The organism is Candidatus Manganitrophaceae bacterium, from assembly GCA_016200325.1.
GTDB lineage: Bacteria > Nitrospirota > Nitrospiria > SBBL01 > Manganitrophaceae > Manganitrophus.
Genome location: JACQEZ010000016.1, coordinates 97,199 through 121,983 on the forward strand (window position 1 = coordinate 97,199; position 24,785 = coordinate 121,983).

The 24,785-nt window shown below is 58.9% G+C and carries 20 protein-coding genes; all 20 read right to left on the bottom strand.

The window, feature by feature from the left end:
• Positions 1-25: 25 nt before the first annotated feature.
• Positions 26-871, bottom strand: a complete 846-nt coding sequence (gene ispH, locus HY282_13370) for a 4-hydroxy-3-methylbut-2-enyl diphosphate reductase (GenBank protein ID MBI3804740.1) — start codon at positions 869-871, stop codon at positions 26-28.
• Between the two features lie 9 nt (positions 872-880).
• Positions 881-1,573: a 1-acyl-sn-glycerol-3-phosphate acyltransferase gene (locus HY282_13375; protein ID MBI3804741.1), complete on the bottom strand. Its 693-nt coding sequence runs from the start codon at positions 1,571-1,573 to the stop codon at positions 881-883.
• Positions 1,574-1,620: 47 nt separating this feature from the next.
• Positions 1,621-2,334, bottom strand: coding sequence for a (d)CMP kinase (locus HY282_13380; GenBank protein ID MBI3804742.1), 714 nt, complete (start codon positions 2,332-2,334; stop codon positions 1,621-1,623).
• Positions 2,335-2,359: 25 nt separating this feature from the next.
• Complete coding sequence (gene aroA / locus HY282_13385) at positions 2,360-3,652, bottom strand: 3-phosphoshikimate 1-carboxyvinyltransferase (GenBank protein ID MBI3804743.1); 1,293 nt, start codon at positions 3,650-3,652, stop codon at positions 2,360-2,362.
• Between the two features lie 117 nt (positions 3,653-3,769).
• Entirely contained in the window at positions 3,770-4,636 is an 867-nt protein-coding gene (locus tag HY282_13390) for a prephenate dehydrogenase/arogenate dehydrogenase family protein (protein ID MBI3804744.1), read from the bottom strand.
• Positions 4,637-4,656: 20 nt separating this feature from the next.
• On the bottom strand, positions 4,657-5,670 hold the full coding sequence (gene aroF / locus HY282_13395) for a 3-deoxy-7-phosphoheptulonate synthase (GenBank protein MBI3804745.1): 1,014 nt from the start codon (positions 5,668-5,670) through the stop codon (positions 4,657-4,659).
• Positions 5,667-6,761: a histidinol-phosphate transaminase gene (locus tag HY282_13400; protein MBI3804746.1), complete on the bottom strand. Its 1,095-nt coding sequence runs from the start codon at positions 6,759-6,761 to the stop codon at positions 5,667-5,669. Before HY282_13400 ends, aroF begins: the two co-directional genes overlap by 4 nt.
• Positions 6,762-6,785: 24 nt before the next feature.
• Positions 6,786-7,856: a prephenate dehydratase gene (pheA, locus tag HY282_13405; GenBank protein ID MBI3804747.1), complete on the bottom strand. Its 1,071-nt coding sequence runs from the start codon at positions 7,854-7,856 to the stop codon at positions 6,786-6,788.
• Positions 7,857-7,977: 121 nt separating this feature from the next.
• A complete protein-coding gene (locus HY282_13410) occupies positions 7,978-10,773 on the bottom strand; it encodes an EAL domain-containing protein (GenBank protein ID MBI3804748.1) in 2,796 nt (931 codons plus the stop codon).
• 9 nt (positions 10,774-10,782) lie between these two features.
• Positions 10,783-12,723, bottom strand: a complete 1,941-nt coding sequence (locus HY282_13415; protein MBI3804749.1) for a PAS domain S-box protein — start codon at positions 12,721-12,723, stop codon at positions 10,783-10,785.
• A 112-nt stretch (positions 12,724-12,835) separates the two neighbouring features.
• Positions 12,836-13,327: a MogA/MoaB family molybdenum cofactor biosynthesis protein gene (locus HY282_13420; protein MBI3804750.1), complete on the bottom strand. Its 492-nt coding sequence runs from the start codon at positions 13,325-13,327 to the stop codon at positions 12,836-12,838.
• A 99-nt stretch (positions 13,328-13,426) separates the two neighbouring features.
• Positions 13,427-14,446: a Holliday junction branch migration DNA helicase RuvB gene (gene ruvB / locus HY282_13425; GenBank protein MBI3804751.1), complete on the bottom strand. Its 1,020-nt coding sequence runs from the start codon at positions 14,444-14,446 to the stop codon at positions 13,427-13,429.
• 5 nt (positions 14,447-14,451) lie between these two features.
• On the bottom strand, positions 14,452-15,063 hold the full coding sequence (gene ruvA / locus HY282_13430) for a Holliday junction branch migration protein RuvA (GenBank protein ID MBI3804752.1): 612 nt from the start codon (positions 15,061-15,063) through the stop codon (positions 14,452-14,454).
• A 46-nt stretch (positions 15,064-15,109) separates the two neighbouring features.
• Positions 15,110-15,667, bottom strand: a complete 558-nt coding sequence (ruvC, locus tag HY282_13435) for a crossover junction endodeoxyribonuclease RuvC (GenBank protein ID MBI3804753.1) — start codon at positions 15,665-15,667, stop codon at positions 15,110-15,112.
• A gap of 60 nt (positions 15,668-15,727) precedes the next feature.
• Positions 15,728-16,480 carry a YebC/PmpR family DNA-binding transcriptional regulator gene (locus tag HY282_13440; GenBank protein ID MBI3804754.1) on the bottom strand — a complete coding sequence of 251 codons (753 nt, stop codon included), beginning with the start codon at positions 16,478-16,480 and terminating at the stop codon, positions 15,728-15,730.
• Between the two features lie 164 nt (positions 16,481-16,644).
• Complete coding sequence (locus HY282_13445; protein MBI3804755.1) at positions 16,645-19,092, bottom strand: PAS domain S-box protein; 2,448 nt, start codon at positions 19,090-19,092, stop codon at positions 16,645-16,647.
• A gap of 287 nt (positions 19,093-19,379) precedes the next feature.
• Complete coding sequence (gene uvrC / locus HY282_13450; GenBank protein MBI3804756.1) at positions 19,380-21,197, bottom strand: excinuclease ABC subunit UvrC; 1,818 nt, start codon at positions 21,195-21,197, stop codon at positions 19,380-19,382.
• Between the two features lie 181 nt (positions 21,198-21,378).
• Positions 21,379-22,773: a hypothetical protein gene (locus HY282_13455; protein ID MBI3804757.1), complete on the bottom strand. Its 1,395-nt coding sequence runs from the start codon at positions 22,771-22,773 to the stop codon at positions 21,379-21,381.
• Positions 22,774-23,013: 240 nt separating this feature from the next.
• Positions 23,014-23,298, bottom strand: a complete 285-nt coding sequence (gene atpC / locus HY282_13460) for an ATP synthase F1 subunit epsilon (protein ID MBI3804758.1) — start codon at positions 23,296-23,298, stop codon at positions 23,014-23,016.
• A gap of 78 nt (positions 23,299-23,376) precedes the next feature.
• Positions 23,377-24,777 carry a F0F1 ATP synthase subunit beta gene (gene atpD / locus HY282_13465; GenBank protein ID MBI3804759.1) on the bottom strand — a complete coding sequence of 467 codons (1,401 nt, stop codon included), beginning with the start codon at positions 24,775-24,777 and terminating at the stop codon, positions 23,377-23,379.
• Positions 24,778-24,785: the final 8 nt, after the last annotated feature.

The window sequence follows — 24,785 nt, forward strand, 5'->3', positions numbered from 1 at the left end:
AGGCGCAAGGCACCTTTTGATTCTCTTAAAGCTTTTTTAAATAGTCGATAACCCCTTGAATAATCCAATCGGGCGTGGAAGCCCCCGCCGTCACCCCGGTCCGCGCAACCCCGGTAAACCAACCCGGCTCCAGTTCCTGAGCCGTCTCAACATGGTAAACCCGAACCCCCTTCTCCCGGCAGATGTCGGCGAGATGGGTCGTATTGGCGGAGTTCTTTCCTCCGACCACCACCATGACGTCCACCTTCTCGGCAAGGACCTGTGCTTCGGTCTGGCGATCCTCGGTGGCGTAACAGATGGTGTTGAAGATTTTTACCTCCTCGCAGATTTGGAGGGATTTTACTACAATCTCAGAAAATTTTCCATAAGTTTGCGTCGTTTGAGAAATGATGCCAAGCCGCTTCTTGGTAAACCGGTTGAGCATCTGCTTAATCTCTTCAAAATCCTCGGTCACCAAGATCTCTCCGCCGGCATGCCCGAGGACGCTTTGGGTTTCGGGATGGTTCCGATCGCCGACCATCACCACCTGGTATCCCTCTTCCACCAGCTGGTTGGCGTAGCGTTGGGCATTGGTGACAAAGGGACAGGTCGCATCGATGACCTCCAGCCCACGCGCCTCCGCCTCTTTGACGACCTGGGGGGAGGACACGCCGTGGGAACGAAGGATGACGACTCCATTCTCGACCTGATCGAGCCGCTCGACCTTCTCCACCCCTTTCTCCGCCAGCCGCTCCACCACCTGAGGGTTGTGGATCAACGGACCGAGGCTATGAACCTCTCCCTGGTATTTCTCGGCGGCGTCGAACGCCATCTTGACCGCCCGCTTCACCCCAAAACAGAAACCTGCATTCTCAGCGATATAAATTTCCATCCACTCTCCTCAACAATTCCTCTCCGACAACTCTTTCTCCAGGGCGGCGATTTGGGTCATGATTTCCTGTGAAATTGTAGCATAAAGCTTTTTTGGATTCATACCTTCTTTTTCGGCCGCCTGAAACAACTCGATCTCGGCCTTAAAATCGATCGGCTTTCCGAAAACGACCGTCACCGGCTTAAATGGGCGAACCGGGTCGGTCCCCCGGATGAACGCCGGGACCACCTTCGCCCCCGACTGGGCGACGATCATTCCGATTCCCGGCTTCGGCGGCTGGAGCCGTCCATCCTTGCTTCGGGTTCCCTCCGGGTACATCGCAAGAAGATGTCCCGCCCTCAGCCGGCCGACCGCTTCGGCCAGCGCCTGCCGGTCGATGGTCCCACGCCGGACCGGAAACCCGCCGAACATCCTAAAGAGCGCGCCGACGAGCCGGTTTTGAAAGAGCTCGGCCTTGGCAATGTTGTCGGCCCGGCGGAAGAGGGCGCAGCCGAGGAGCGGGATGTCAAAGTAGCTGTTGTGATTGGCCGCCACAATGACCCCCCCTTCGCGCGGGATCTCCGAAACACCGATGACCTGCAGCCTGAAAAAGAGCCTCGCCAGCATCCAGACCACGATATGGGCGATTCGATAGAAGACCCCCGCCCAAAAACCGGGTTCTCTCTCCAGATCCGCTGATACCATCGCACGCGTCGATTCCATTTGCCCATCGCTGGCCCGATCGTCATCCCACCGATCGGATCCGCTGCTTAATTCGACCGCTCTCGCCGCTCGGCCCCCTGCGCGCGATCGGTCTGGAGCCGCATCTCGATTGCACGGAGCATTTCGCCGATCACCGCATCGAGGTCCAACGGGGTGGAGTCGATCACGATGGCATCTTCGCTTTTTCGGAGCGGAGCGATGTTCCGTCGGCTGTCTTTCAAATCGCGCTCTTCGATCTCCCGAGTCGTTTTCTCCAGATCGGACGGAATCCCTTTTTGCTCCAGCTCCTTGTGCCGCCGCAGCCCGCGGATCGGCGTCGTGGCGTCGAGATAGAATTTGACGTCGGCGTTCGGGAAGACGACCGTGCCGATATCGCGCCCCTCCATCACCACCCCGCCGCCGGCGCCGATCGACCGCTGAATCGACAGGAGCTTCTTTCGTACCCCGGTGTAGGTTGAAATAATCGAAGAGATCCGGGTCACCTCCGGCTGCCGCAGGTGCGGGGTCGCTTCGACCTCGTCGACCCAAACCTTCGTCTGCTCTCCCTCTTGCCGAAGCACGATCGTGACCGGCTGGCAAGTCGCCTCGACGTCGCGCTCGATTTCAGGATTGACCTTTTGCTGGAGCACCTTCCACGAAAGCGCCCGGTAGAGCGCCCCCGAGTCGAGATAAAGATAGCCGAGGCGCCGGGCCAATCCCTTCGCCGCGGTGCTCTTTCCGGCCGCCGCCGGACCGTCGATCGCGATGATCAGTCTTTTCATCCCCTCTCTCTCATCCTACGTTTCACTACGCGGTCAGCTTCGATAACAATCCGAGGAACCCCGGGAAAGAGGTGTTGATGCAGGCGACATCGTCGATCTCATTTCCCCCCTCCGCCATCAGGCCTGCGACCGTCATCGCCATCGCGATCCGATGGTCGCCGTGCGTCTCGCAGAAGGTCCCCTTCCACTGTCGGCTCCCCTCAATCCGCATCCCGTCGGGAAACTCCTCCACCGTGATCCCCATCCCCCGAAGCCCTTTGGCCATCGCGGCAATCCGGTCGCTCTCTTTCACCCGCAGCTCCTCCGCATCCCGCACCACGGTCTCCCCCTCCGCCGCCGCGGCGGCGATGCAGAGGATCGGAAATTCATCAATCGTCCGGGGGATCAGCTCCCCTCGGATGACCGTTCCGCGCAACGCACCGGCCCGGACGGTGAGGTCGGCGACCGGCTCATCCCCCATCGGCGGGCGCGGGGTGATCGTGATCTCGGCCCCCATCGCCTTCAACACATCAAGAATGCCGGTGCGTGTCGGATTGACACCGACCTTTTGAATCGTGATCTCGGAGCCGTCGACGATCGCTCCCGCGACCAGGAAAAACGCCGCCGAGGAGAGATCGCCCGGCACCTCGATCCGCTTGCCGGAATAAGGGGCGCCGCCGACAATCGACAACCGCCCCTCCCGCTCCTCGAACCGGGCGCCGAGAGAGCGGAGCATCCGCTCGGTGTGGTCGCGCGACCGGCTCGGCTCCGAAACGGTCGTCACCCCCGCGGCCGTGAGCCCGGCCAGGAGAATCGCCGATTTCACCTGGGCGCTTGCGATCGAGAGGCGGGTCTCGATGCCGGTCAGCTTCTTTCCCGAGATCGCCAGCGGGGCGAGGGTTCCCCCAGAGCGCCCGAAAATCTCCGCGCCCATCGTCCGAAGGGGATCGATCACCCGCCGCATCGGCCGCTTTCGAAGCGAGGCGTCTCCGGTGAGGACCGAGAAGAACGGCCGGCCGGCCAGGAGGCCGGTCAGCAGCCGAAGGGTCGTGCCGGAGTTTCCGCAGTCGATCACACCGGTCGGCTCGGTCAATCCCCAGAGCCCTTTCCCCTCGACCTGAAGCGAGGGAACGCCGTCGACCGTCTCGACGGTGATCGAAACACCCATCCCCTGAAAGGCGGCGATCGTCCGCTCGCAATCCTCGGAGGGCAGATAGCCGACCACCTTGCTCGGCCCCTCCGCCAGCGCGGCGAAGATCACCCCTCGGTGGGTAATCGATTTATCCCCGGGTACCGCAATCGTCCCGCGGAGGGGCGCTTTTTTCAACACCGTTCTCATTTTCCGATCCGATCCGATACGTCGCGGCGACCCGGCGGGTCGCCTTTTCTTGATTATTTCATCCTGGCCGGTGAGGAGGGCCGATCTGGGCGAGGCCCGCCTCGTCCCTGAGGGGGTCTATTGTATCGCTTTCTGTCGAATGGCCTTCGCCCGCTCAAAGATTTCGATCAGCCCCGGACCATCTTCTTCCAGAATCCGCTTTTTGATCTTCTCGATCGTCTCTTGATAGAGATCGACCATCTCCACCACCGCATCGCGGTTGAGGAGGAAGATGTCGCGCCACATCTCGGCGGAGCTTCCGGCGATCCGAGTGAAATCGCGCAATCCCCCGGCGGAGTACTCGACCGGGTTGCGCTTCGCGATCTTCGGATGAGCCAACGTCTCCATCAATGCGTAAGCGACGAGGTGCGGCAGATGGCTGACCGCCGCCAAGATCTGATCATGCTCCATCGGTCCCAGCTCGGAGACCCGCGCCCCGGCCTTCTCCCAGAGAGAGGCGACCTTCTTGAGCGCCTTCCGATCGGTGGCGGGGGTCGGTGTCAAGATGCATCGGCTCCCCTGGAAGAGGTCGGCCGTCGCCGCCTCCACCCCTGACTTCTCCCGCCCGGCGATCGGATGTCCCCCGACAAAGAAGGCATGCTTGGGAAGAAGCGCCTCCATCCGGCCGACCCAGGCCCCCTTCACGCTTCCGACATCAGTGACGATCGCCCCCGGCTTGAGATGCGGTGCGATGGCCTTGCAGATCCGCTCAAAGGTGCCGACCGGCGTTGCGAGGACGATGAGGTCGGCCTCTTCGACCGCCTTCGGAAGGGTGAGGACATAGCGGTCGATCACCCCCATCGCCGCCGCTTTTTGAAGCCCCCCGCGCTTTCTTCCATAGCCGACGACGGTCTCGACCAGCTGTTTTCGCTTTGAGATCAGGGCCAGCGACCCCCCGATGAGGCCGACGCCGATGATCGTCATCTGTTTAAATAACACCGACATACCCGAAGAGCCTCACTCGTCTATAATTCTCGATCGACCGCCGCCGCGATCTTCCGCAGCTGAGCCATCAATATTTTAAATTCTTTCGGCAACATCGCCTGCTCGCCGTCGCAGTAGGCCTCCTCGGGATTGGAGTGGACCTCGATGATCAGGCCGTCGGCCCCCGCCGCCACCGCCGCCTTCGACATCGGCGGAACGAGGCTGGTCTTCCCGACCGCGTGGCTTGGATCGATGATGATCGGAAGATGCGACAGCTCCCGGATGACCGGCACCGCGGACAGATCGAGCGTGTTCCGCGTCGCCGTCTCAAAGGTCCGAATCCCCCGCTCGCAGAGGATCACGTTCGGATTCCCGGCGGCCATGATATATTCCGCCGAGAGGAGAAACTCTTTGATCGTCGCGGAGAGCCCCCGCTTGAGCATGACCGGCTTATTGTAGGAGCCGACCTCCGCCAACAGCCGAAAGTTCTGCATGTTCCGCGCGCCGATCTGGAGGATGTCGGCATGCTTGAGCATCATCGGCATGTCGCGCGGGTCCATGATCTCGGTGATGATGAGCAGGCCGGTCTTCTTCTTCGCCTCGGTCAGATATTCAAGCCCCTCCTCCCCCAATCCCTGAAAGGCATAGGGAGAGGTCCGCGGCTTAAAAGCCCCGCCGCGTAAAATCACCGCCCCCGCCTCCTTCACCTCCTGGGCGATCGAGGAGAGGAGATCCTGTTTTTCAACCGAGCAGGGGCCGGCCATCATCACCAGCTTCTTTCCGCCGATTTTAATCCCTTGGACATCGATGACCGTATTTTCCTTTTTAAACTCGCGGCTGACCAGTTTGTAAGGGGCGAGGATCGGCAACACCCTCTCGACGCCGGGAAAGGCGAGCAGCGGTTGGCTCTGAAGCTTTCGCTCGTCGCCGATGACGCCGATGATCGTCCGCTCTTCTCCCTTATTGAGGTGCGATTTCAACCCTGCCTCTTTGATCTTGGCGACGATATGGTCGATCTCCCGCTCGGTGGCAGCCGGTTTTAACACGATAATCATTTTTGCTCCTTTAACACTTCTCTCAGCGATTTAATGAATCGCCGATTTTCCCCCGGCAGACCGATCGTGATCCGAAGATGGCTTCCGGCCAGATGGCGGATGATCACCCCCTTGTGCAGCAGGGCGGTATAGACCCGCTTTCCGATCGAAGGGTCATCTCCGCCGAGGTCGAAATAGATGAAGTTCGTCTCGGAGGGAAGAGAAGAAATCCCCATCGCCCCGAACGCTTGCAAGAGATACTCTTTTCCCTCCCGATTGATCCGGAGCGATTTGGAGAGGTGCGCCTCATCGGTGAGGGCCGCCAGCGCCCCCTGTTGCGCCGGCAGATTCGTATTAAACGGCTGGCGGACCCGGTTCATGTAATCGATCACCTCTGAGGGGCCGACGCCGTAGCCGATCCGAAGCCCTGCCAGGCCATAGACCTTCGAAAAGGTCCGGAGGAAAAGGGCCGACGCCCCCGCCCGCAGCAGATCGATCGTCTGGGGGAACTCGGGATCGGTCGCATACTCGGCATACGCCTCGTCGAAGACGACCAAGATTCGCTTCGGCACCCGCAATAAAAATCGGGCGACCTCTCTTTTGCGGACGATCGTCCCGGTCGGATTGTTCGGGTTGCAGATAAAAATCAGCTTGGTCTTCGGCGTGATCGCCCGCGCCATCTCCGGAAGGTCATGCCGTCCTTCTTTCAGCGGAACCTGGACCGGCTTGCCATGCCCCGAGGTCACCACCAGTCGGTAGAGGGAGAAGCTCGGATCGGCCATGATCGCCTCATCCCCCGGCAGAATAAAGGTCCGGATGAGCAGCTCGATAATTTCGTTCGATCCGTTTCCGATGATCACCTGACCCGGATCGACCTTCCACTTCCGGGCCAGCGCCTCCCGCAGATAATGGCCGGCGCCGTCGGGGTAGCGCTGGACGCTCTCCAGCCCCTTCTTGATCGCCGACACCGCTTTGGATGACGGCCCAAGCGGGTTCTCATTGGAGGCGAGCTTAATCGATCCGCTGATCCCGAGCTCCCGCTCCAACTCCTCCATCGGCTTGCCGGGAGGATACGGGGTGATCCCCGCGATATCGGGACTGACTTTGATCATGAATGCCCTTTGCTTGGCTCTGATTTAGCGCTTGGCCTCTTCCGCCACCGGATAAGAGCCGAGAACTTTGAGAAAGACCGCCTCGCCTTTCAGCCGATCGACTGCGGTCCGGATCTTTTCATCTTCGATGTGGCCGGCCATGTCGATGTAAAAAATATATTCCCACGCCTTCTTCTTCGACGGCCGCGACTCGATCTTGGTGAGATTGATCTGCTGGTCGGCAAAGGGGCGGAGCATGTCATAGAGGGCGCCGACCCGGTCTTTGGTGGAAAACATGATCGAGGTCTTATCCCGACCGCTCGGCGGCGCCGGCTTCTGCGAGACGACCAGAAAGCGGGTGAAGTTGTTGATGTTGTCTTCGATCCGCCGCTTGATAATCGTCAACCCATAGAGCTGGGCCGCCAGCTCGGAGGCGATCGCCCCCGCCGTCGGATCTTCCTGCGCCAGCTCGGCGGCCCGCGCGGTGCTGGAGACCTCCGTCACCTGAATCCGGGGAAGATGGGTCTCCAAAAAATGCTTGCACTGCGCGATCGCGTGCGAATGGGAATAAATTCGGCGGAGCTCTTCCGTCTTGCCGGTCTTCGACATCAGATGATGCGACACCTCCTGCAAGATCTCGCCGAAGATCTTCAGCGGTGAGTCGACGAAGAGATCAAGCGTATGATTGACCACCCCTTCGGTTGAGTTCTCAATCGGCACCACCCCGAAATCGGCTCGTCCCCGCTCGACTTCATCGAAGACCTCCTTGATGCTGTTGACCGGAAGGTCGGCCGCCGAGAAGCCGAACCGATGCATCGTGGCGAGGTGGGTGAAGGTCGCCCGCGGTCCCAAGTAAGCGACCTTCATCGGCCCTTCGAGGGAGAGCGACGCCGAGATAATCTCGCGAAAGACACTTTTCAACGCTTCGTTCGGAAACGGTCCGGGGTTGAGCTGAGTCAGCCGATCATAGATCGCTTGCTCGCGGGAAGGGGCGTAAAAATCGGCCTGCTGATTTTTTTTAATCTTTCCGACTTCCTGAACGATGCGGGCCCGATCGTTTAAGAGCGCAAGAATCCGCTCATCGATTTCGTCGATCTTTCGACGAAGCGGGGCCAGGGGATCTGTCTGGGACAAACGCGGCGTCCTCCATTGAGAAATTTTAGGAGTATAGCCTATTTAAGTCGTTTTTTCAAGCGCTTTGTGGGATTTAGAACCGGAGTAAAAACGGTCGGACACATTACGCACCGGGAGAATTCCCGCCGCGGTGAAGGTTCTCTGAAACCAATCCTCTCTGGAATTCGTCCAACCAGCGGAAGAGGTCGGCGGCCGGGATCGGTCTGCTGAAGTAGTAGCCTTGCGCCGCATCGCAGCCGAAGGAGGCGAGCTGGGCGCGGACCGCTTCGGTCTCAACCCCTTCGGCGATCACCTTCCGGCCCAAATTATGGGACAGATCGATGGTGGAGCGGACGATCGTCACCGCTTCCGGATCGGCGTCCATATCGCGCACGAACGACCGGTCGATTTTGATGGCCGAGACCGGGAGCCGCTTAAGGTAGCTCAGAGAGGAGTAACCGACGCCGAAGTCGTCGATGGAGAACCGCACCCCGTGACCGGTCAACCGATTTAGAATCTCCATCGCCCGGGAGGGATCGACCATCAAGATGCTCTCGGTGATCTCCAACTCCAGATCATGGGGAGGTACCCCGTGGATCTCTAAAGCGCGGATGACCTGATCGGAGAGCTCGGGATCTTGCAGGTTGCGGGCCGAGAGATTCACCGCCACGCAGATCTCGCGCCCCCCCTCTCGCCAGCGTCTGCATTGGGCCAACGCGGTGTTAAGGACCCAGAGGGTCAGCGGCTTGATCAGTCCGGTCTGCTCCGCAAGCGGAATGAACTGGTCGGGCGGGATCATCCCCAGCTCCGGATGTTGCCATCGGACGAGCGCCTCCACCCCAATCATGAGGTTGCTTTTCAGATCGATCTTCGGCTGATAGAGAAGAAAGAGTTGATCCTCTTGAATCGCCTGGCGCAACCCAGCCGAGACCGCCAGGCGACGCGCGCTGTGCGGATCGCGCTCGGAGAGATACATCGCATACCCGCTCCCCGATTGCTTGGCGGCATACATCGCCACATCGGCCCGCTGCAGCAACAGATCGGCATCGGCGCCATGTTCCGGGAAAAGGGCGATCCCGATGCTCGCCCCGATATGGACCGTCTGGCCTTCGAGCAAGAAGGGGGTCTCGAGCGCCTTCAGCACCTTCTGCACCACCACCGTCGCCCCTTCGGCGGTCGCGCCGGGGAGGAGAAGGGCGAACTCATCTCCTCCCAATCGCGCGACGGTGGTCGTCGCCCGAAGGAGGGCGGTCAGTCGCAGGCCGAGCTGCTTCAGCAAAAGATCGCCGTAGTGATGGCCGAGGGTGTCGTTCACCTCTTTGAAGCGGTCGAGGTCCATCACCAGCAAGGCGATCGGCTTTTTCTCGCGCTGGCCGGCAAGGAGCGCCTGCTGCAGCCGATCCCGCAGGAGAATGCGGTTGGGAAGATCGGTCAATCCGTCGTGCAACGCCTGGTGCTCTAAGAGGGCCGCTTCCATTTTACGATCGGTAATATCAAGAAGAATGCCCTGGATGCCGTAGGGCCGGCCGGTTTCATCCTGCACGACGACCGCCTCCGCATGGACCCAGAGCAGCGCGCCGGCGGCGGTCTGCATCCGATAGTCGGAGACGAACGGCTCGCCGGCCGTCATAAAGCGCTGTAGCTCGGCGAGCACCCGTTCGCGATCGGCCGGATCGATCTGCTTGATCCAATACCGCGGCTCCGACATCCAAACGGCCGCCGGAATGCCGAACATCCGCTCGATCTGGGGGCTGATGTAGAGGACCTGGTCATCCAATGTGGAGACAAACGTTCCGGCCGGAATATGCTCTACCAGAGCGCGATAGCGGGCCTCCGCCTCACGCAGTTGGGTCACCCTCCCCTGAAGGGTCTCGGCCATCTTATCGAACGCCCGCGCCAACTGGCCGATTTCGCCCGACTCCTCCGATTGGCCGGTCCGGGCGGTGAGGTCCCCGCCGGCCAGCCGAACGGTCGTTTGAACGAGCGCATCAAACCGGCGCAGAATGAGTCGGTCACCGCCGGCCCAGGTCACCATCACCACCAACAAGCCGACTGTGCCCATCCAGAGGAGATTGTGGGCAAGGAGCCGGTCGGCGTCTGCAAAGGCCTTCTCCTTCGGAATGGCGACGCTGAGATAGAATTCTCCGCCGACGCCGCTTAAGCGGGTCATCCCGAAGAGAGAAGGAATGCCCCCCGCTCCTGGCGCTTCCCCCTCTCCTCCCTGCGACAGGATCTCCTGAATCCGCTCCGATTCCGGCGCCCGCCGGCCGATCCATCTTTCAAAATCGGGATAGCGGACCAAAACAATCCCATTGCGGTCGAGCATCGTCAGCGTTGCCGTCGAAGGCAACCCGCTTTCCTTCACCTTCTCATTCAGTTTTAGAAGATCGAGGCCTGCGACAACCACCCCTTCCACCTCTCCGGCGTCGTTGAAGAAAGGATAGCCGAGATTAATCGACGGCTTTCCGGTGACCCGTCCGACCTGATAGTCGCTGACGGCCAGCGTGTGGGTAAGAAGGACCCGTCGGATATAATCGCGATCGGCCACGTTGAGCCGACCTTGAATCGGAACGGAGCTGCAGCGGAGGTCTCCCTTCACATCGGCCACGCCGAAGGTGGTGTAATAAGGATAGGACTTCACCAGATCGGAGAAGAGGCGGCTGCACGCGGCCGCGTCGCTCCGTCGAACTTCCGGGATTCTGGAAAAGGCGACCAGCAGTTGCAGCGCCCCTTGGAACCACTGCTCTTGATTGCTCGCGGCGAGCCGCGCCATCCGCAGCGCATCTTCCTGCACCTTGGCCACGGCCGCCTGTCGCTGCGCCGAGGCGGTATAAAAGGCCAAGCTCAACGTCGGGATTCCGGCGAGAAGCGCCAGGAGAAGCAGGCGGGTCCGAAGGGTCGAGAGGGAAAATCGGCTCACGCAATCACCTCACCGGTCAAGCAGGCTCCTGACTGCCCGCGCCAATGCGTCGGGACGATACGGTTTGAGGATAAATGCAATCGTCTTTTCAGCCGGTATTTCCTTGTCGCGCCCGGCGGGGGAATGTCCGCTCGACACAAGGATCTTCATCGTCGGGGCAAGGGCCCGAAGCTCCCGGAATACCTCTTCCCCCGAGCGTCCCGGCATCGTCAGATCAAGAATGATCAGGTCGATCCGTTCGGACTCGACTCTAAAACGCTCGATCGCTTCAATGCCGTCCTTGGCAAAAAGGAGGCGATAACCGTATTGGCTAAGCACCGTATTCGCCAACCGACGGATCTCCGCTTCGTCATCGATAAAGAGAATGGTTTCATTCCCGCCGGGAGCCGACGTTTCGTCTCCTTTGCCCCCCTCCGGCACCGCCACCCCCTCTATCGCCGGAAGATAGATGTGGAAAAAAGTCCCCTCGTTCTTCACGGAACGGACCTCGATCCACCCTTGATGCTGCTGAATAATTCCATAGACGGCGGCGAGACCGAGCCCGGTTCCCCGGCCGGTCGCCTTGGTGGTGAAAAACGGCTCGAAGATCCGATGCCGAATCGCCTCATCCATTCCACACCCGTTATCGAAGACCAACAGATGGAGATACCGTTCCGATTTCGCCTCGGGATGGCTCTGGAGAAAGGCGGGATCGGGAGAGATATTCTCGACCTGGATCTCGATCCGAGGCGACCAATCCATCTCTTTTTCCCCGACGACCGGCTTCTCCAATCGCTCCATGAGGGCATCGCGAGCATTTACGCAGAGGTTCATGAAGACCTGGTTCATCTGACCCGCATCGGCAAGCACCGGCCAGATCCCCTCGGAGGATCGGAGGGCGAAAGCAATGCGCCGGTCGAACGTCTGGCCGAGCAGGCAGACGACCTCCTCCGCCACCGCGCGAAGATCGAGCGGCTTTAAATCGACCCGCGACCGCCGACTGAAGGTGAGGAGCTGTTGGGTCAGGGCCGCCGCCCGGTGCGCCGCCTGCTCGACGCGGGCGAGGGTTGCCTGCAGACGCGATCCCGGATCGGCATCCTCCAGGATCAGCTCGACATTTCCGATGATGGCGGTGAGGATGTTGTTAAACTCATGAGCGACGCCGCCGGCCAATTGACCGATCCCTTCAAGCTTCTGCGCATGGCGCAGCTCCACCTCCAGCCGCTTCTGCTCGGTGACATCGGCAAAAATGCCCATGATGCCGCTGACCCCTCCATCGGCGCCGCGCAGCAGCGCGGTCGAAACCCGGACATCGATCAAACCCCCATCTTTACGGAGCCGCCGCTTGGGGGTGTCGACAAACGCTGGCCCCCCCTCTAAGAGCCGGGCGACATAACCGCGAAACTCCGCCGCCTCCTCCGGGGGGACGACCGGATTGGGCCGGCCGAGGATCTCCTCCGCGCGCCAGCCGAAGAGCCGCTCGGCCGCCGGGTTCCACATCTTTACATTGAGATCGAGGTCGAGGGTGACGATTCCGAGGGGGGAGGCTTTGATGAGGGGACGGAGCGTCTGATCGGTCTCCTGCAGCGCTTCTTCCGTCTTTTTCTGCGTTCCGATATCTTCAATTTGAACGAGGAGCGAGGTCGGCGTTCCCCGATCATCCCGAAGCAGAGAAACTTTCAGGCGGGCCCAAAACAGGTCGCCCCCTTTTCGAAGATAGCGCTTTTCAATCTGGAGCGAGGGGACCGATTCAACCAGGAGGGAGCGGATCTCTTCGATATTTCGGTTGACATCTTCTTCCGCCGTGATGCTCTGAAAGTCACGCGACAGCAACTCTTCTCGCGAATATCCGGTCATCCGGCAAAAGGCGGGATTCACCGCGATATACCGGCCGATCGGATCGACGGCGAGGATCGCCATGCCGACCGTAACCTGCTCAAACACCAAACGGAAAAGGGTTTCTTCTTTCACTCTACGGAACCCTCCTTGGAACGCCAGTAGTCGACGCCCCCTGGAAAATATACCATAAGCGTCAAAGAGAGGAAGCGACAGGACCTTCCGAGAATCGTCTAGCGAAAAGAAATTAGGGAGAGCCGCACTCTCCCTCTTCGCCGATCATTTTCTCGATGGCGTGAGGAAGGGCCGGGAGGAGAATTTCAAAGTTTTCCCGGACGGCTCGGGGGCTGCCGGGAAGATTAATGATGAGGGTCTTCTTTCGAATGCCGGCGATGCCGCGCGAGAGAATTGCTTTGGGGTTCTTTCGGTATCCCTCCATCCGCATGACCTCCCCCATGCCGGGGACGAGCCGATCGATGACCGCCAGCGTCGCCTCCGGAGTGACGTCGCGGGGGGAGACGCCGGTCCCGCCGGTGGTGAGCACCAGATCGACCTTCCATCGCTCGCAGAAGGAGATCAGCTGATCCCGGATCTCCTCTGTCTCGTCCGGAACCACCTGGTAGACCGTCACCTTGCCCGGAAGCTGATCGACCAATTGGTGAAGGAGCAAGCCGCTGGCATCGTCCCGCTTGCCGGCCGCGCCCTTGTCGCTGATCGTTAAAATACCGACGGAGAACATCAGAACCTCATGTGGGTGGAGTGGAGACGGAAGGGAGGCCGGTCGGCCTCTTCCCGTCTGTTTATATCATAGATAGAAAACCGAGACGACCGTCTCCCGTTACCAAAGGCGCGGCTGGGGCGCCTCGGAGCGTTTTAATCCGAAGTGTTGATAGGCCGCGTCGGTCGCCATCCGTCCGCGCGCCGTCCGGTCGAGATAGCCCCCCTGGATCAAAAACGGCTCGACGACATCTTCCAACGTCTCCCGCTCTTCGCCCAACGCGGTCGCCAAGGTGTCGACCCCGACCGGCCCGCCGCCGAATTTCTCGATGATCAGGAGAAGGTACTTTCGGTCCATGGCGTCAAATCCGGCGGCGTCGATTTCCATCTGCGAGAGCGCCTGCTTGGCCACATCCAAGAGAATTCGTCCATCGGCCCGCACCTCGGCGAAATCTCGAACCCGCCGCAAAATTCGGTTGGCGATTCGGGGGGTGCCGCGGGTCCGGGTGGCGATCTCATAAGCCGCGGCCGGCTCGATGGCGATGTTCAGGAGCCGGGCGGAGCGGATGACGATCTGCTCCAACTCTTCCGGACGGTAGAATTCAAGGCGGCTGATCACCCCGAACCGCTCGCGCAGCGGCGAGGTGAGCAGTCCGGCGCGCGTCGTCGCCCCGATCAGCGTAAACCGCGGCAGATTCAATTTTAAGGTTCGGGCCGACGGCCCCTGACCGATAATCAGATCGAGCTGAAAATCTTCCATCGCGGGATAGAGCACCTCCTCGACCGCCGGATGGAGCCGGTGAATTTCGTCGATAAAGAAAACATCCCCTTCCGAAAGGTTGCTCAAGATCGCCGCCAGGTCGCCCGGGTGCTCCACCGCGGGACCGGAGGTCGCTTTGAGGCTCACTCCAAGCTCGCGCGCGATGATATTGGCGAGGGTCGTCTTGCCCAATCCGGGAGGACCGTAGAAGATCACGTGGTCGAGCGCTTCTCCCCGCTTCTTTGCCGCCTCGATGTAGATCCGGAGATTCTCCTTGATCCGCGTCTGGCCGACATATTCATCGAGCGAGGTCGGTCGGAGGCTCGCCTCCATCCGGCGCTCTTCTTCATTCATTTGGGTCGATAAAATTCGTTCAATCATATCCGCTATCCTTTGGCGAGCGTCTTGAGCGCCCGCTTGATCCACTCCTCGACCGAATCGGGAAGGGAGACGCCCTCTTCCGAAAGGCGATCGACCGCCCGCTTCGCCTCATGCCGAGCATATCCCAAATTGACCAGCGCCGAGAGGGCGTCGTCTTTGACCTTGTCTTTCTCCGATGCGGCCGGCGCGTGGATCTGGAGGCCCGAGAGGCTCAACGCATTCACCTTCTCCTTCAACTCCAACACCAGCCGTCCGGCCGTCTTCGGGCCGACGCCGGGAATCGCCCGGAGCCGATCGACACTCCCCTCGCGCAACGCCTGAACAAGCTCGGTCAGCTCCATCCCGGAGAGGATATTCAGCGCAAGCTTCGGCCCGACCCCGCTGATCCCGAGGAGGAGCAAGAAGAGCTCTTTCTCCATCAAGGTCAGAAAGCCGTAGAGCTGCAGTGCATCCTCTCGGACATGCGTGTGGACATGAAGCGAGGCGGTCTCCTTGACCTCCGGCAGGCGATAAAAGGTGCTGAGCGGAACAAAAAGCTGATAGCCGATCCCATGCACCTCGACGATCAAAGAGGCGGGTGTTTTATCGATGATCGTTCCGGTGATCGATGCAATCATTCTCTCTCGACCTTCATATACCGGCATATACCGGCGGATGCCGATTTTACCTGACGGGAGGCCGGGCGCTCTCTCTGTTTACTCCCCGCTCCGCCGCGGCGATCTTCTCGTGGAATTGGGCGGAGTGGATATGGCAGATGGCGACGGCGGCCGCATCGGCCTCATGCTCGGAGGTGAGTACCTCCGGAAGCTGAAGGAGGCGGCGGACCATCTGCTGCACCTGCTCTTTGGTTGCTCCACCGTAACCGACGACCCCCATTTTGACCGCGGTCGGGGCATATTCAAAAACGGGGAGCTGATGGAACTCCGCCGCGAGCAGGGCGACGCCGCGGGCTTGGCCGAGCTTGAGCGCTGACTTGAAATTCTTGGCAAGAAAAGTATCTTCGATCGCGAGGGCTGCTGGAAGCGCTTCTTGAATCACCTGGAGGAGACCGTCGTGGATCTGCTTGAGTCGCTTGGGAAAGGGGTGTCGTGGGTTCGTCCGGACCTCGCCGGATCCCTTTAAGATCAGCCGACCGGCGGGCGCTTCTTCCAGGATCGCATATCCTGTCACACCCATTCCCGGATCGATCCCTAAAATCGGCCTCAAAATCGGCCCCGACATTGGTCAAAATGAATATTGATAAGCGATCACGCTCCCTCTCGGCTCCGGCGGACGGGGTGCCTACCCCGCCACCTTCGCCATCACTTCGTCCGGGATATCGAAATTGGCATAGACATTCTGTACGTCATCATGGTCTTCGAGCGCTTCCATCAACCGGAGCATCTGCTCCGCCTCTTTTCCCTCAAGCCGGACATAGGTTTGCGGAAGAAGGGTCACCTCCGAAAAAGAGGGGGTTAGAGCGGCATCGGTCATCGCTTTTTTTACTTTTTCAAAATCGGCCGGGGCGGTAATGACCTCAAAGGTGGTCGGATCATCGGAGCGAATATCCTCCGCTCCCGCATCAAGCGCTGCCGACATCAACTTTTCCTCGTCGGCCTTCGCCTTTTCGATGGAAAGATAGCCTTTCTTCTGAAACATCCAGGAGACCGAGCCCGACTCTCCCATATTCCCGCCGCTCTTCGAGAGGAGGTGCCGGATCTCCGAGACCGTGCGGTTCTTGTTGTCCGACAGGAGCTGGATGATGATTGCCACCCCGCCCGGCCCATACCCTTCGTAGGTCATCTCCTCGTAGGAGACCCCGGGGAGCTCGCCGGTCCCCTTCTGAACCGCCTTCTTGATGTTGTCGGCCGGCATGTTGTTCTCTTTCGCTTTGAGGATCGCCGTTCGAAGACGCGGGTTCCCTTCGGGATCCCCTCCACCGATCTTTGCCGCCACGGTGATCTCTCGAATGATCTTCGTAAAGATCTTTCCCCGCTTCGAGTCGGCCGCCGCTTTTTTATGCTTTGTCGTCGCCCATTTTGAATGTCCCGACATACGCTCTCCACTTCGAGAAATAAGAAATTCCCCATATTTTTAGCACAATTTGGAAGAAAGTGTCAATGAGGAGTTCGAGAGAAAAGCGCAGCCTCAATCAAAGCCTGGCAAAGCCGGGCAAAGCCGGACAAAGCCGACCGGGACCCAAAAAGATCCCTTCGGAATCAGAGGGAGGCTTCAGAGATCTCGACGACAAAGCGGGTTCCCTTTCCCAAGATGCTGTCTGCGGTGACCCTCCCTCCCATACATGAGACCAACTTCTTAACAATCGCCAGCCCCAGACCGCTCCCACCGGCATATCCCTGCGGCCGCTCTTTGATTAGCCCCGACTGCTCAAACTCATCGAAGATCCGCTCCAGATCGTCCGGATCGATGCCGATGCCGGTATCGGAGACCGCCAGATGAAACCCTCTCGTTTTCGGTAGTGCGCTGAGCTCCACCTGGATCACCCCCTCTTCCGTGAATTTCACCGCATTGCTCAACAGGTTCGACAAGATCGACCGAAGATGGGCCGGATCGATCAGAAGAAGCCGCGGGAAAGCCGGCGCGACCCGGATCTGAAAGGAGAGATCTTTCTCTTCGATAAAAGGCCGGAAGTTGAAGGAGACCCGCTCCACCAGATCGACCACATCGGTTTCAATGACGCTGCATTTGAGCTTCCCCGACTCAATCTTCGCGAGGTCTAAAATATTATTGATCAGCTGGACCAACTCGGCCGCATTCACCAAGATACGGGTCAATCCAAGCGACTGGGTCGAGGTCACCTCCCCATAATTTCCATTGAGGATGAGATGGGTGAACCCGATAATCGAGTTTAGAGGGGTTTTGAGCTCATGGGAGATATAAGAAAAAAATCGATTCCTCGCCTGACTGATCTCTTCGACCTGGCTGTTCTTCTGGTGGAGCGCTTCATTCATCTGCCGGATCGCCTTCTCCCGCTCTTTCCGCTCGGTGATCTCTTCGATCAGCGCCAAGACCCCTCTGACTTTCCCGTGGGCATCGCGCAGCAACCCGGTTGAAATGCTCACCTCGATCTGCACGCTCTCTTTTGTTTCAAGGAGCGTCTCAAATCCGGAGAAGGCCTCGCCCCGCAAAACACGCTTGGCAAGCGCCTTGAACTCCTCCCGCTTTTCTTCGGGAATAAAAGGAAGCGGCCGGCCGATCACCTCCGCCTCAGTCCAACCGAAGATCCGCTCCGCCGCCGGGTTCCACCCCATCACCTTTCCATGAAGGTCGACGATGGCGATCGCCAGGGGCGAAGCCTGAATCACGGCGCTGAGGGTTTCATAGGTCTCGCGCAGTTCCGTCTCCATCCGTTTCCGCTCCGTAATATCTTCGACCATCGCGATGGCGAATTGCGGCGCGCCCTGAATGTCCCGGACCAGAGAAACCGTTTTGCAGACCCAGACGGTCGCGCCGTCTTTTCGGATGTAGCGTTTTTCAATCTGGTAGGCCTCCCGACTCCCCTCGATCAACTCATGAAAGAGGGTTCTATCCGGCGCGATGTCGTCCGGGTGGGTTAAGAGGGTGAAATCTTTGTTCACCAATTCTTCCGCGCTATAGCCGAGCAGTCCATAAAAGACCCGGTTTCCTTCCATCAGCTTTCTCTCAATGCTGATGCAGACCACCCCAATCGGCGCCCGGTCGAAGATTGCCCGAAACCGCTGCTGGCTCTGCTGGAGCGCCGCCTCTGCCTTCTTTCGCCGGCTGATGTCCATCATTGCGCCGACCATCCGGACCGGCTCATTGCCGCCGTTGAAGATCAGAGAGGCACGGCCGAAAACATGGATATACCCTTCGTTGCGGCGGAGACGGTACTCATCGCTCCAAAGCGGCTCTCTTCGTTCGATTGCTCTTCGAATGCCGGAGGTCACCCGGAGCCGATCGTCGGGGTGGATTCGATCGTACCATCTGTTTTCATCCGATCCGATCGGTTCCGAAGTATCCGGTGCATCTCCGAAGAGGCCCTTGGCCCCTTCATTCCACCAGATCTGATCGGTCTTGAGATTCAGATCCCAAATCGCATCGTTCGTTGCGCGGGTCACGAGGTCGAACCGCTGCTGCGTCTTATGAAGCTGTCTGTATAGTTTTTTGCGCTTCAGCAGACTTCGCTTCAATTCGCCGATCTCCCGTCGCAGCTCCAAATGAGAGAGGACCTGACAGGCCAGGCGTTGCAAGGCATGGCGTTGATCGGTGTAGAGTTTTCGTGCGGTATGATCTGCAACGCAGAGGGTCCCAAGGGCATATCCCCGTCCGGTCACCAGCGGGACCCCTGCATAAAATCGGATATAGGGGGACGACGTTACCAGCGGATTCCCGGCGAACCGCGCATCGGCCGACGCATCTTCAACGACGAAAGGGTCGGAACCTAAAATCGCATGCGCGCAAAACGATTGCTCCCGCGGCAGCGCCGAGCCGGTCAAGCCGACGCTCGCTTTCATCCATTGGCGACTTGAATCGAGAAAGGTGATCAGGGCGATCGGGGTCTTGCAGATTTGCGAAGCGAGCAAGGTGACGTCGTCAAAGAGGGCTTCGGGCGGGGTGTCAAGGATCCGATACCGGCGAAGAGTTTCCAACCGATCGGCCTCATTACCAGGGAGGGGCGTTTTCATCTGTCGCTCCAATCGAAGCGACCCCTTGAGATGACGCACTTAAGTGGGGACGTTCCTCATCCTATACCATTAAAGCTTGAGAAGAAACAATTCTAGTCGTCTTCTCCTTTCCTAAAATCGCCTCCTTTAAAATCGTGGGGTGAAACCCCACAAGGCCATACAGACCAGACGATTCCTGAATACTCTAGGGATGAAAACAAAGAAGCCGACTGCGGATCTAAGCCCCGCCTAACGCACCCGATAAATCAAGACAATATTTATGATAAAAGGAAGAATATCGTTCGGCTTCAAGAAAAATGGGCCGGATGGAGCGTATCAAAAAGCTGTTGCGCCGCTTTCTTGTTCATCGAAGGGGCGGTGGCCAACTCCTCCACCGTCGCCGCTCGAATTTTGGAGACACTTCCGAAATGCCTCAGCAGCGCCAGCCGTCGGGTCTTTCCGATCCCCTCGATCTCCTGCAGCGGAGAGGCCAGCATCCGCTTGTCGCGGATTTTTCGATGGTATGAAACTGCAAAGCGGTGGGCCTCGTCGCGGACCTGTTGCAGCAGGTGGGTCGCCGGGGAGCCGACCGGCAGTTCAATCGGATCGGACAAATCCGGAAGATAGACCCGCTCAAATCGGTCTTCCCGCTCTTTCGCAAGGCCGATCAGATCGACCCCGCCCAGATCCGCCTTTTCAAGCACCTCCCGCACCGCGGAGAGCTGCCCCTTGCCGCCGTCGATTAAGAAGAGATCAGGCGGCGCTTCCCCCTTCTCCTTCAACGCGGCGACCCGCCTTGTGAGAACCTCCGCCATCATTCCGAAATCGTTCGCCCCCTCAATCGTCTTGATACGAAAATGCCGATAATCCGACTTCTTCGCCTTGGCCTCCTCAAAGACCACCATGGAGCCGACGGCGTCCGTTCCCATGATGTTCGAAATATCGTATCCCTCGATCCGTCGGGGCAGCTTGGAGAGCTGAAGGAGCTCCTGAAGCTGCCGCAGCGTCTCCTCCCCCCCTTCTCGCCGATGGACATGATCGCTCAACGAGGCGCGCGCATTCTCGACGGCAAAATCGAGGAGATGGGCCCCCTTGCCCCGCGACGGCGAGAGGAGGTGGACCGGGCCGCCGCGCCGCTCCGAGAGCCACTCTTCCAGCACCGCCGCTTCGGTGAGCGGGATCGGGACGAGGATCTCCCGCGGGATCAATCCTTCTTTATTATAGAACTGCTGAATAAAGGCGGTGATTAGCTCTTCATCGAGCGTCTCGCCGACATTCTCGAAGAAAAAATCCTTCCGGCCGACCATCATCCCGCCGCGAATAAAGAGGATCTGAAGGTCGGCCGCCTCCCCCTCCCGCGCCAGCGCGATGACATCGTGGTCCTCCACCTGGGTGAGGGTCACCCGTTGCCGCTCGAGCGCCCGCTCTATTTTTGCGATCTGATCACGCAGCCGCGCCGCCGCCTCGAAATTCAGCTCCCCCGCCTTTCGCTCCATCAGTCCCCGCATCGCTTTGAGGAGGATCTTGTCTTTTCCCTCCAAGAAAAGCCGGACCTGTTGGATCATCTGACGGTACTCTTCTTTCGACTGATTTCCGGTACAGGGGGCGAGACAGCGCTTGATTTCGAATTCGATGCAGGCGCGGTCGGCCTTTCCATCAATGTCGATCGTGCAGTTCGGCAAGGGAAAGATCTTCCTCAAGAGCCGGAGCATTTCATAGAGTCCGCCGGTCGGAACATAGGGGCCGAAGTAGAGGGCGCCATCTTTTTTGACGCGGCGGACGATCTCCAGCCGGGGATAATCCTCCCGGGGGTCGAGGCGCAGCAGCGGATAATTTTTATCGTCCCGAAGAACGACGTTGTATTTCGGCCGGTGCTTCTTGATGAGATTGCTCTCAAGGATCAGCGCCTCCAGGTTGGTCGCGGCGACAATATATTCCAGATCAGCCACCTGGGAGACCATCGATCGGGTCTTCGGGCTCAGCTCGGCACTCTGCCGAAAGTAGCTCCGGACCCGGTCGGAGAGATCTTTTGCTTTTCCAATATAAAGCACTTCACCCCGTTTCCCCTTCATGAGGTAAACCCCGGGATTGTGGGGAAGCGCTTCTATCTTATGTTTTAATTCCATCCCTTTTCTGTTCCTTAAAACGGACTGATTTGCTGATTATCCCGCTGAATCGGCGGACAATCGCTTTATTTTAACAAACTTCTTTACCCAGAGATAGCGCCGCCGCCCCCGGCGATCGCTTGGCTAATAAAAAAGCCCCCCGGCGGTCAGACCGGGGGGCTTCGGTGATTCGAGCCAAAACTTAGAACATGTAGTTGAGAGAGACGATTCCTTTAACAATGTTGTCGGCCGGCCCTTCCCCTGCTGCGGTCGCGCCGGCGGTCTTCCAGAAGTCGCCAGCGAAGAGATAACCGAGGTTCACGCCGACAGAAACGTTCTCATCCAATTTCTGTCTGTGATTGAGATCAATTTCAATCCCAAGGTCTTTCTTAGCGCTGACCCCTGCAACTGCGGCTGGACGTTCTCCGGTCTGGGCCCAGATCGCGGCCACCTCGGTATGAGAACCCTTGCCCAACATACCGAGCTCAAACCCGGCACCGACCCGAATCGCTCGAATTCCCAATCCGCCGACGCAGCTGGCGCCTCCGGAACCGATCCGGGCGCCGCCGATGCTGGCGCATTGTCCCTCGCGGTCGCTGTTGACATTGTCGTTCACTAAGATATTGGCGAGGACAAAGTCTCCGGAGATCCCGTTAATGTTGGTTTTATTATCTGTCGCGCTTTTATCACCGGTGGTGTAGAGGCCGGTAATATCGACATCAAACATCGCCACCTTCAATCCGGCATCGAGAAGGACGTTCCACCCTTTCAAGTCGGTCGAACCTGGCGTGGTCCCGCTGAGGTTGTCCTGGCTGCCGGTGAGGTAATCAAACTCGCCGCTCAGAGAAACAATACCGAGTCTGGCATCGGCGGTCACGCCGGCGGTCCAGAGATCGGTTTTATCCGGGGTCGTCGATGCTGCGATAAAAGAAGGCCCCCGATCATTCAGATAGGTCACAAAGAGACCGAGATTGTGCATCTCTTCATGGGCGAACCCAAACTTTGCGATATAGAGATCGGTATCCCCACCCGTTCCGACACCGGTGGTGGAAGGACCGACGGCATTGCTCTCACGGAGCTTGGCATCGGCCAACATTATATTGACCGGGCCCGCGCCAAATTTGGCGAGGATTCCATCGGCGGTATCATCTAAAATTAGGCTGTGCCCCAGCTTGATCTGACCTCGGCCGAAGGCAAGTTTCACCATATTGAGATCGAGCTTGAGATAGGCCTCGCGGACGCCGACGATGTTGTAGCTTCCGCCCAAGTTCGCCGACCCGAACCGGTAGTTTCCGGTCGTACAACCGGTCACGTTACAGCCGAGTCCGGCGTTGGTTCCGGGATCAATGAAAGAGCTGGTGAAATCGAGTGTCACGATACCGGAGACGATCCCTGCCGTCGCGGTGGTTTTCAAACGAAAGCGCCCGTCTGCGAAGGCCTGCTCATCAGGGGTATCTTTGTTCGCATCCGTTAGGTTATCCGCATAGATGCCGCGAACGCGGAAATCTCCCTCAAACTTAATGTCTGCCGCGGCATAAAGCGACGCGGTTTGTAATAAACCCAGGCTTGCTAAGGCCACAACCCATAACTTCTTCATCCTAACCTCCTTTTCCGAATTGAACAAAGTACCGCAAAACGCATTGCTGCGAACAAATAGAGCTAGAACAGGAACGGAATAAAAAGGAACTGAAAATTGAGTGTTGCCTTAAGCGTGTCACCCCCTTTCTTGCAGAATGATAACTATAATGACTATCTTTAAACGCGCTATCCCGTACCGATTTTTTTTCAAAAAAAACGAGCCGAGTATAGCATCGGTTTTATTTATGTGTCAAGGAATTTAAGACAATTTTGTCGGAATGTCAGCCTGTACCGACTCGGTCAGGAGGGTAACCTCATTTTTGAGAACGTCCAGGAATCCCGGTCCGATCAGAAATGATTGCATCTTCCCGTCGGGCGAGGTAATTGCAAGCCGGCCCGACTGAAGGGTGGTGATAAGGGGGGCATGGTCGACCAAAATGCCGAGGCTGCCGGCCCCTCCCGGAGCGACCAGAGAGCGGACCGCCCCCTCGAAGAAGACCCGTTCCGGGGTAATGACGGTAAGATGAAAGCTTTTATCGGCCATATTTTCTCAGCGGGTTAAACGGGATACACGGGCGAGAGGCTCCGTTTAAAATAACCGGTCGGAGATCTCGCTCCCCTGTTACTTTCTCAGCTTCTCCGCCTTCTCTTGGGCCTCTTCGATCGTGCCGACCATATAGAAAGCCTGCTCCGGCAAGGAATCATATTTTCCATCGACGATCATCTGGAAGCTTTTGATCGAATCAGCGAGTTTCACATACTTTCCGGGTAAGCCGGTGAAGGCCTCCGCCACGAAGAACGGCTGGGAGAGGAACCGCTGGATTTTTCGGGCCCGCTGCACCGTCACGCGATCTTCTTCGGAGAGCTCGTCCATTCCCAAGATGGCGATGATATCTTGAAGGTCTTTGTACCGCTGGAGCGTCCGCTGCACCGCGCGGGCGGTCTGATAATGCTGATCGCCGATGATCCGGGGATCCATCAGACGAGAGGTCGAATCGAGCGGATCGACGGCGGGATAGATCCCCAACTCCGCAATTTGCCGGGAGAGCACCGTCGTCGCATCGAGATGGGTGAAGGTCGTCGCCGGCGCCGGATCGGTGATGTCGTCGGCCGGAACATAGATCGCCTGCACTGAGGTGATTGATCCCTTGGTGGTTGAGGTGATCCGCTCCTGGAGCTCTCCCATCTCGGTCCCGAGGCTCGGCTGGTATCCGACCGCGGAGGGCATTCTCCCGAGCAACGCCGACACCTCGGAGCCGGCCTGAACGAACCGGAAGATGTTGTCGATAAAGAGGAGCACATCCTGCCCCTTCTCATCCCGGAAATATTCGGCCATCGTCAAGGCGGAGAGGCCGATCCGCAGCCGCGAGCCGGGCGGCTCGTTCATCTGACCGAAGACGAGCACCGTCTTGTCGATCACCCCCGACCCGCTCATTTCGAGATAAAGCTCATTTCCTTCGCGCGTTCTCTCCCCGACCCCGGCGAAGACGGAGTAACCGCCATGCTCGGTCGCGATATTTCGGATCAGTTCCTGGATGATCACGGTTTTGCCGACCCCGGCGCCGCCGAAGAGGCCGACCTTTCCCCCCTTGGCATACGGGGCGAGCAGATCAACGACCTTGATCCCGGTCTCCAAAATCGATGTCACCGGCACCTGGCTTTCAAAGTTCGGGCTTGGCCGATGGATCGCCCAGCGGTGGTCGGGATGCGCCACCGGGCCTTTTCCGTCGATCGGATCGCCGAGGACGCTGAAGATTCGTCCGAGCGATTGCTCGCCGACCGGCACCGAGATCGGCTTCCCGAGATCATCGGCATTCATTCCCCGAACCATCCCGTCGGTCGATCCCATTGCAATACAGCGGACGGTGTCGTTGCCGACATGCTGCGCCACCTCGACGATCAATTTGATTCCCAATGCCGCGTCTTCGATCTGAATGGCGTTGAGGATCGGCGGCAGCTGCTCCGCAGGAAAACGGATATCGACGGTAGGACCGATCACCTGAACGACTTGACCTGTGGCCATAATAAACT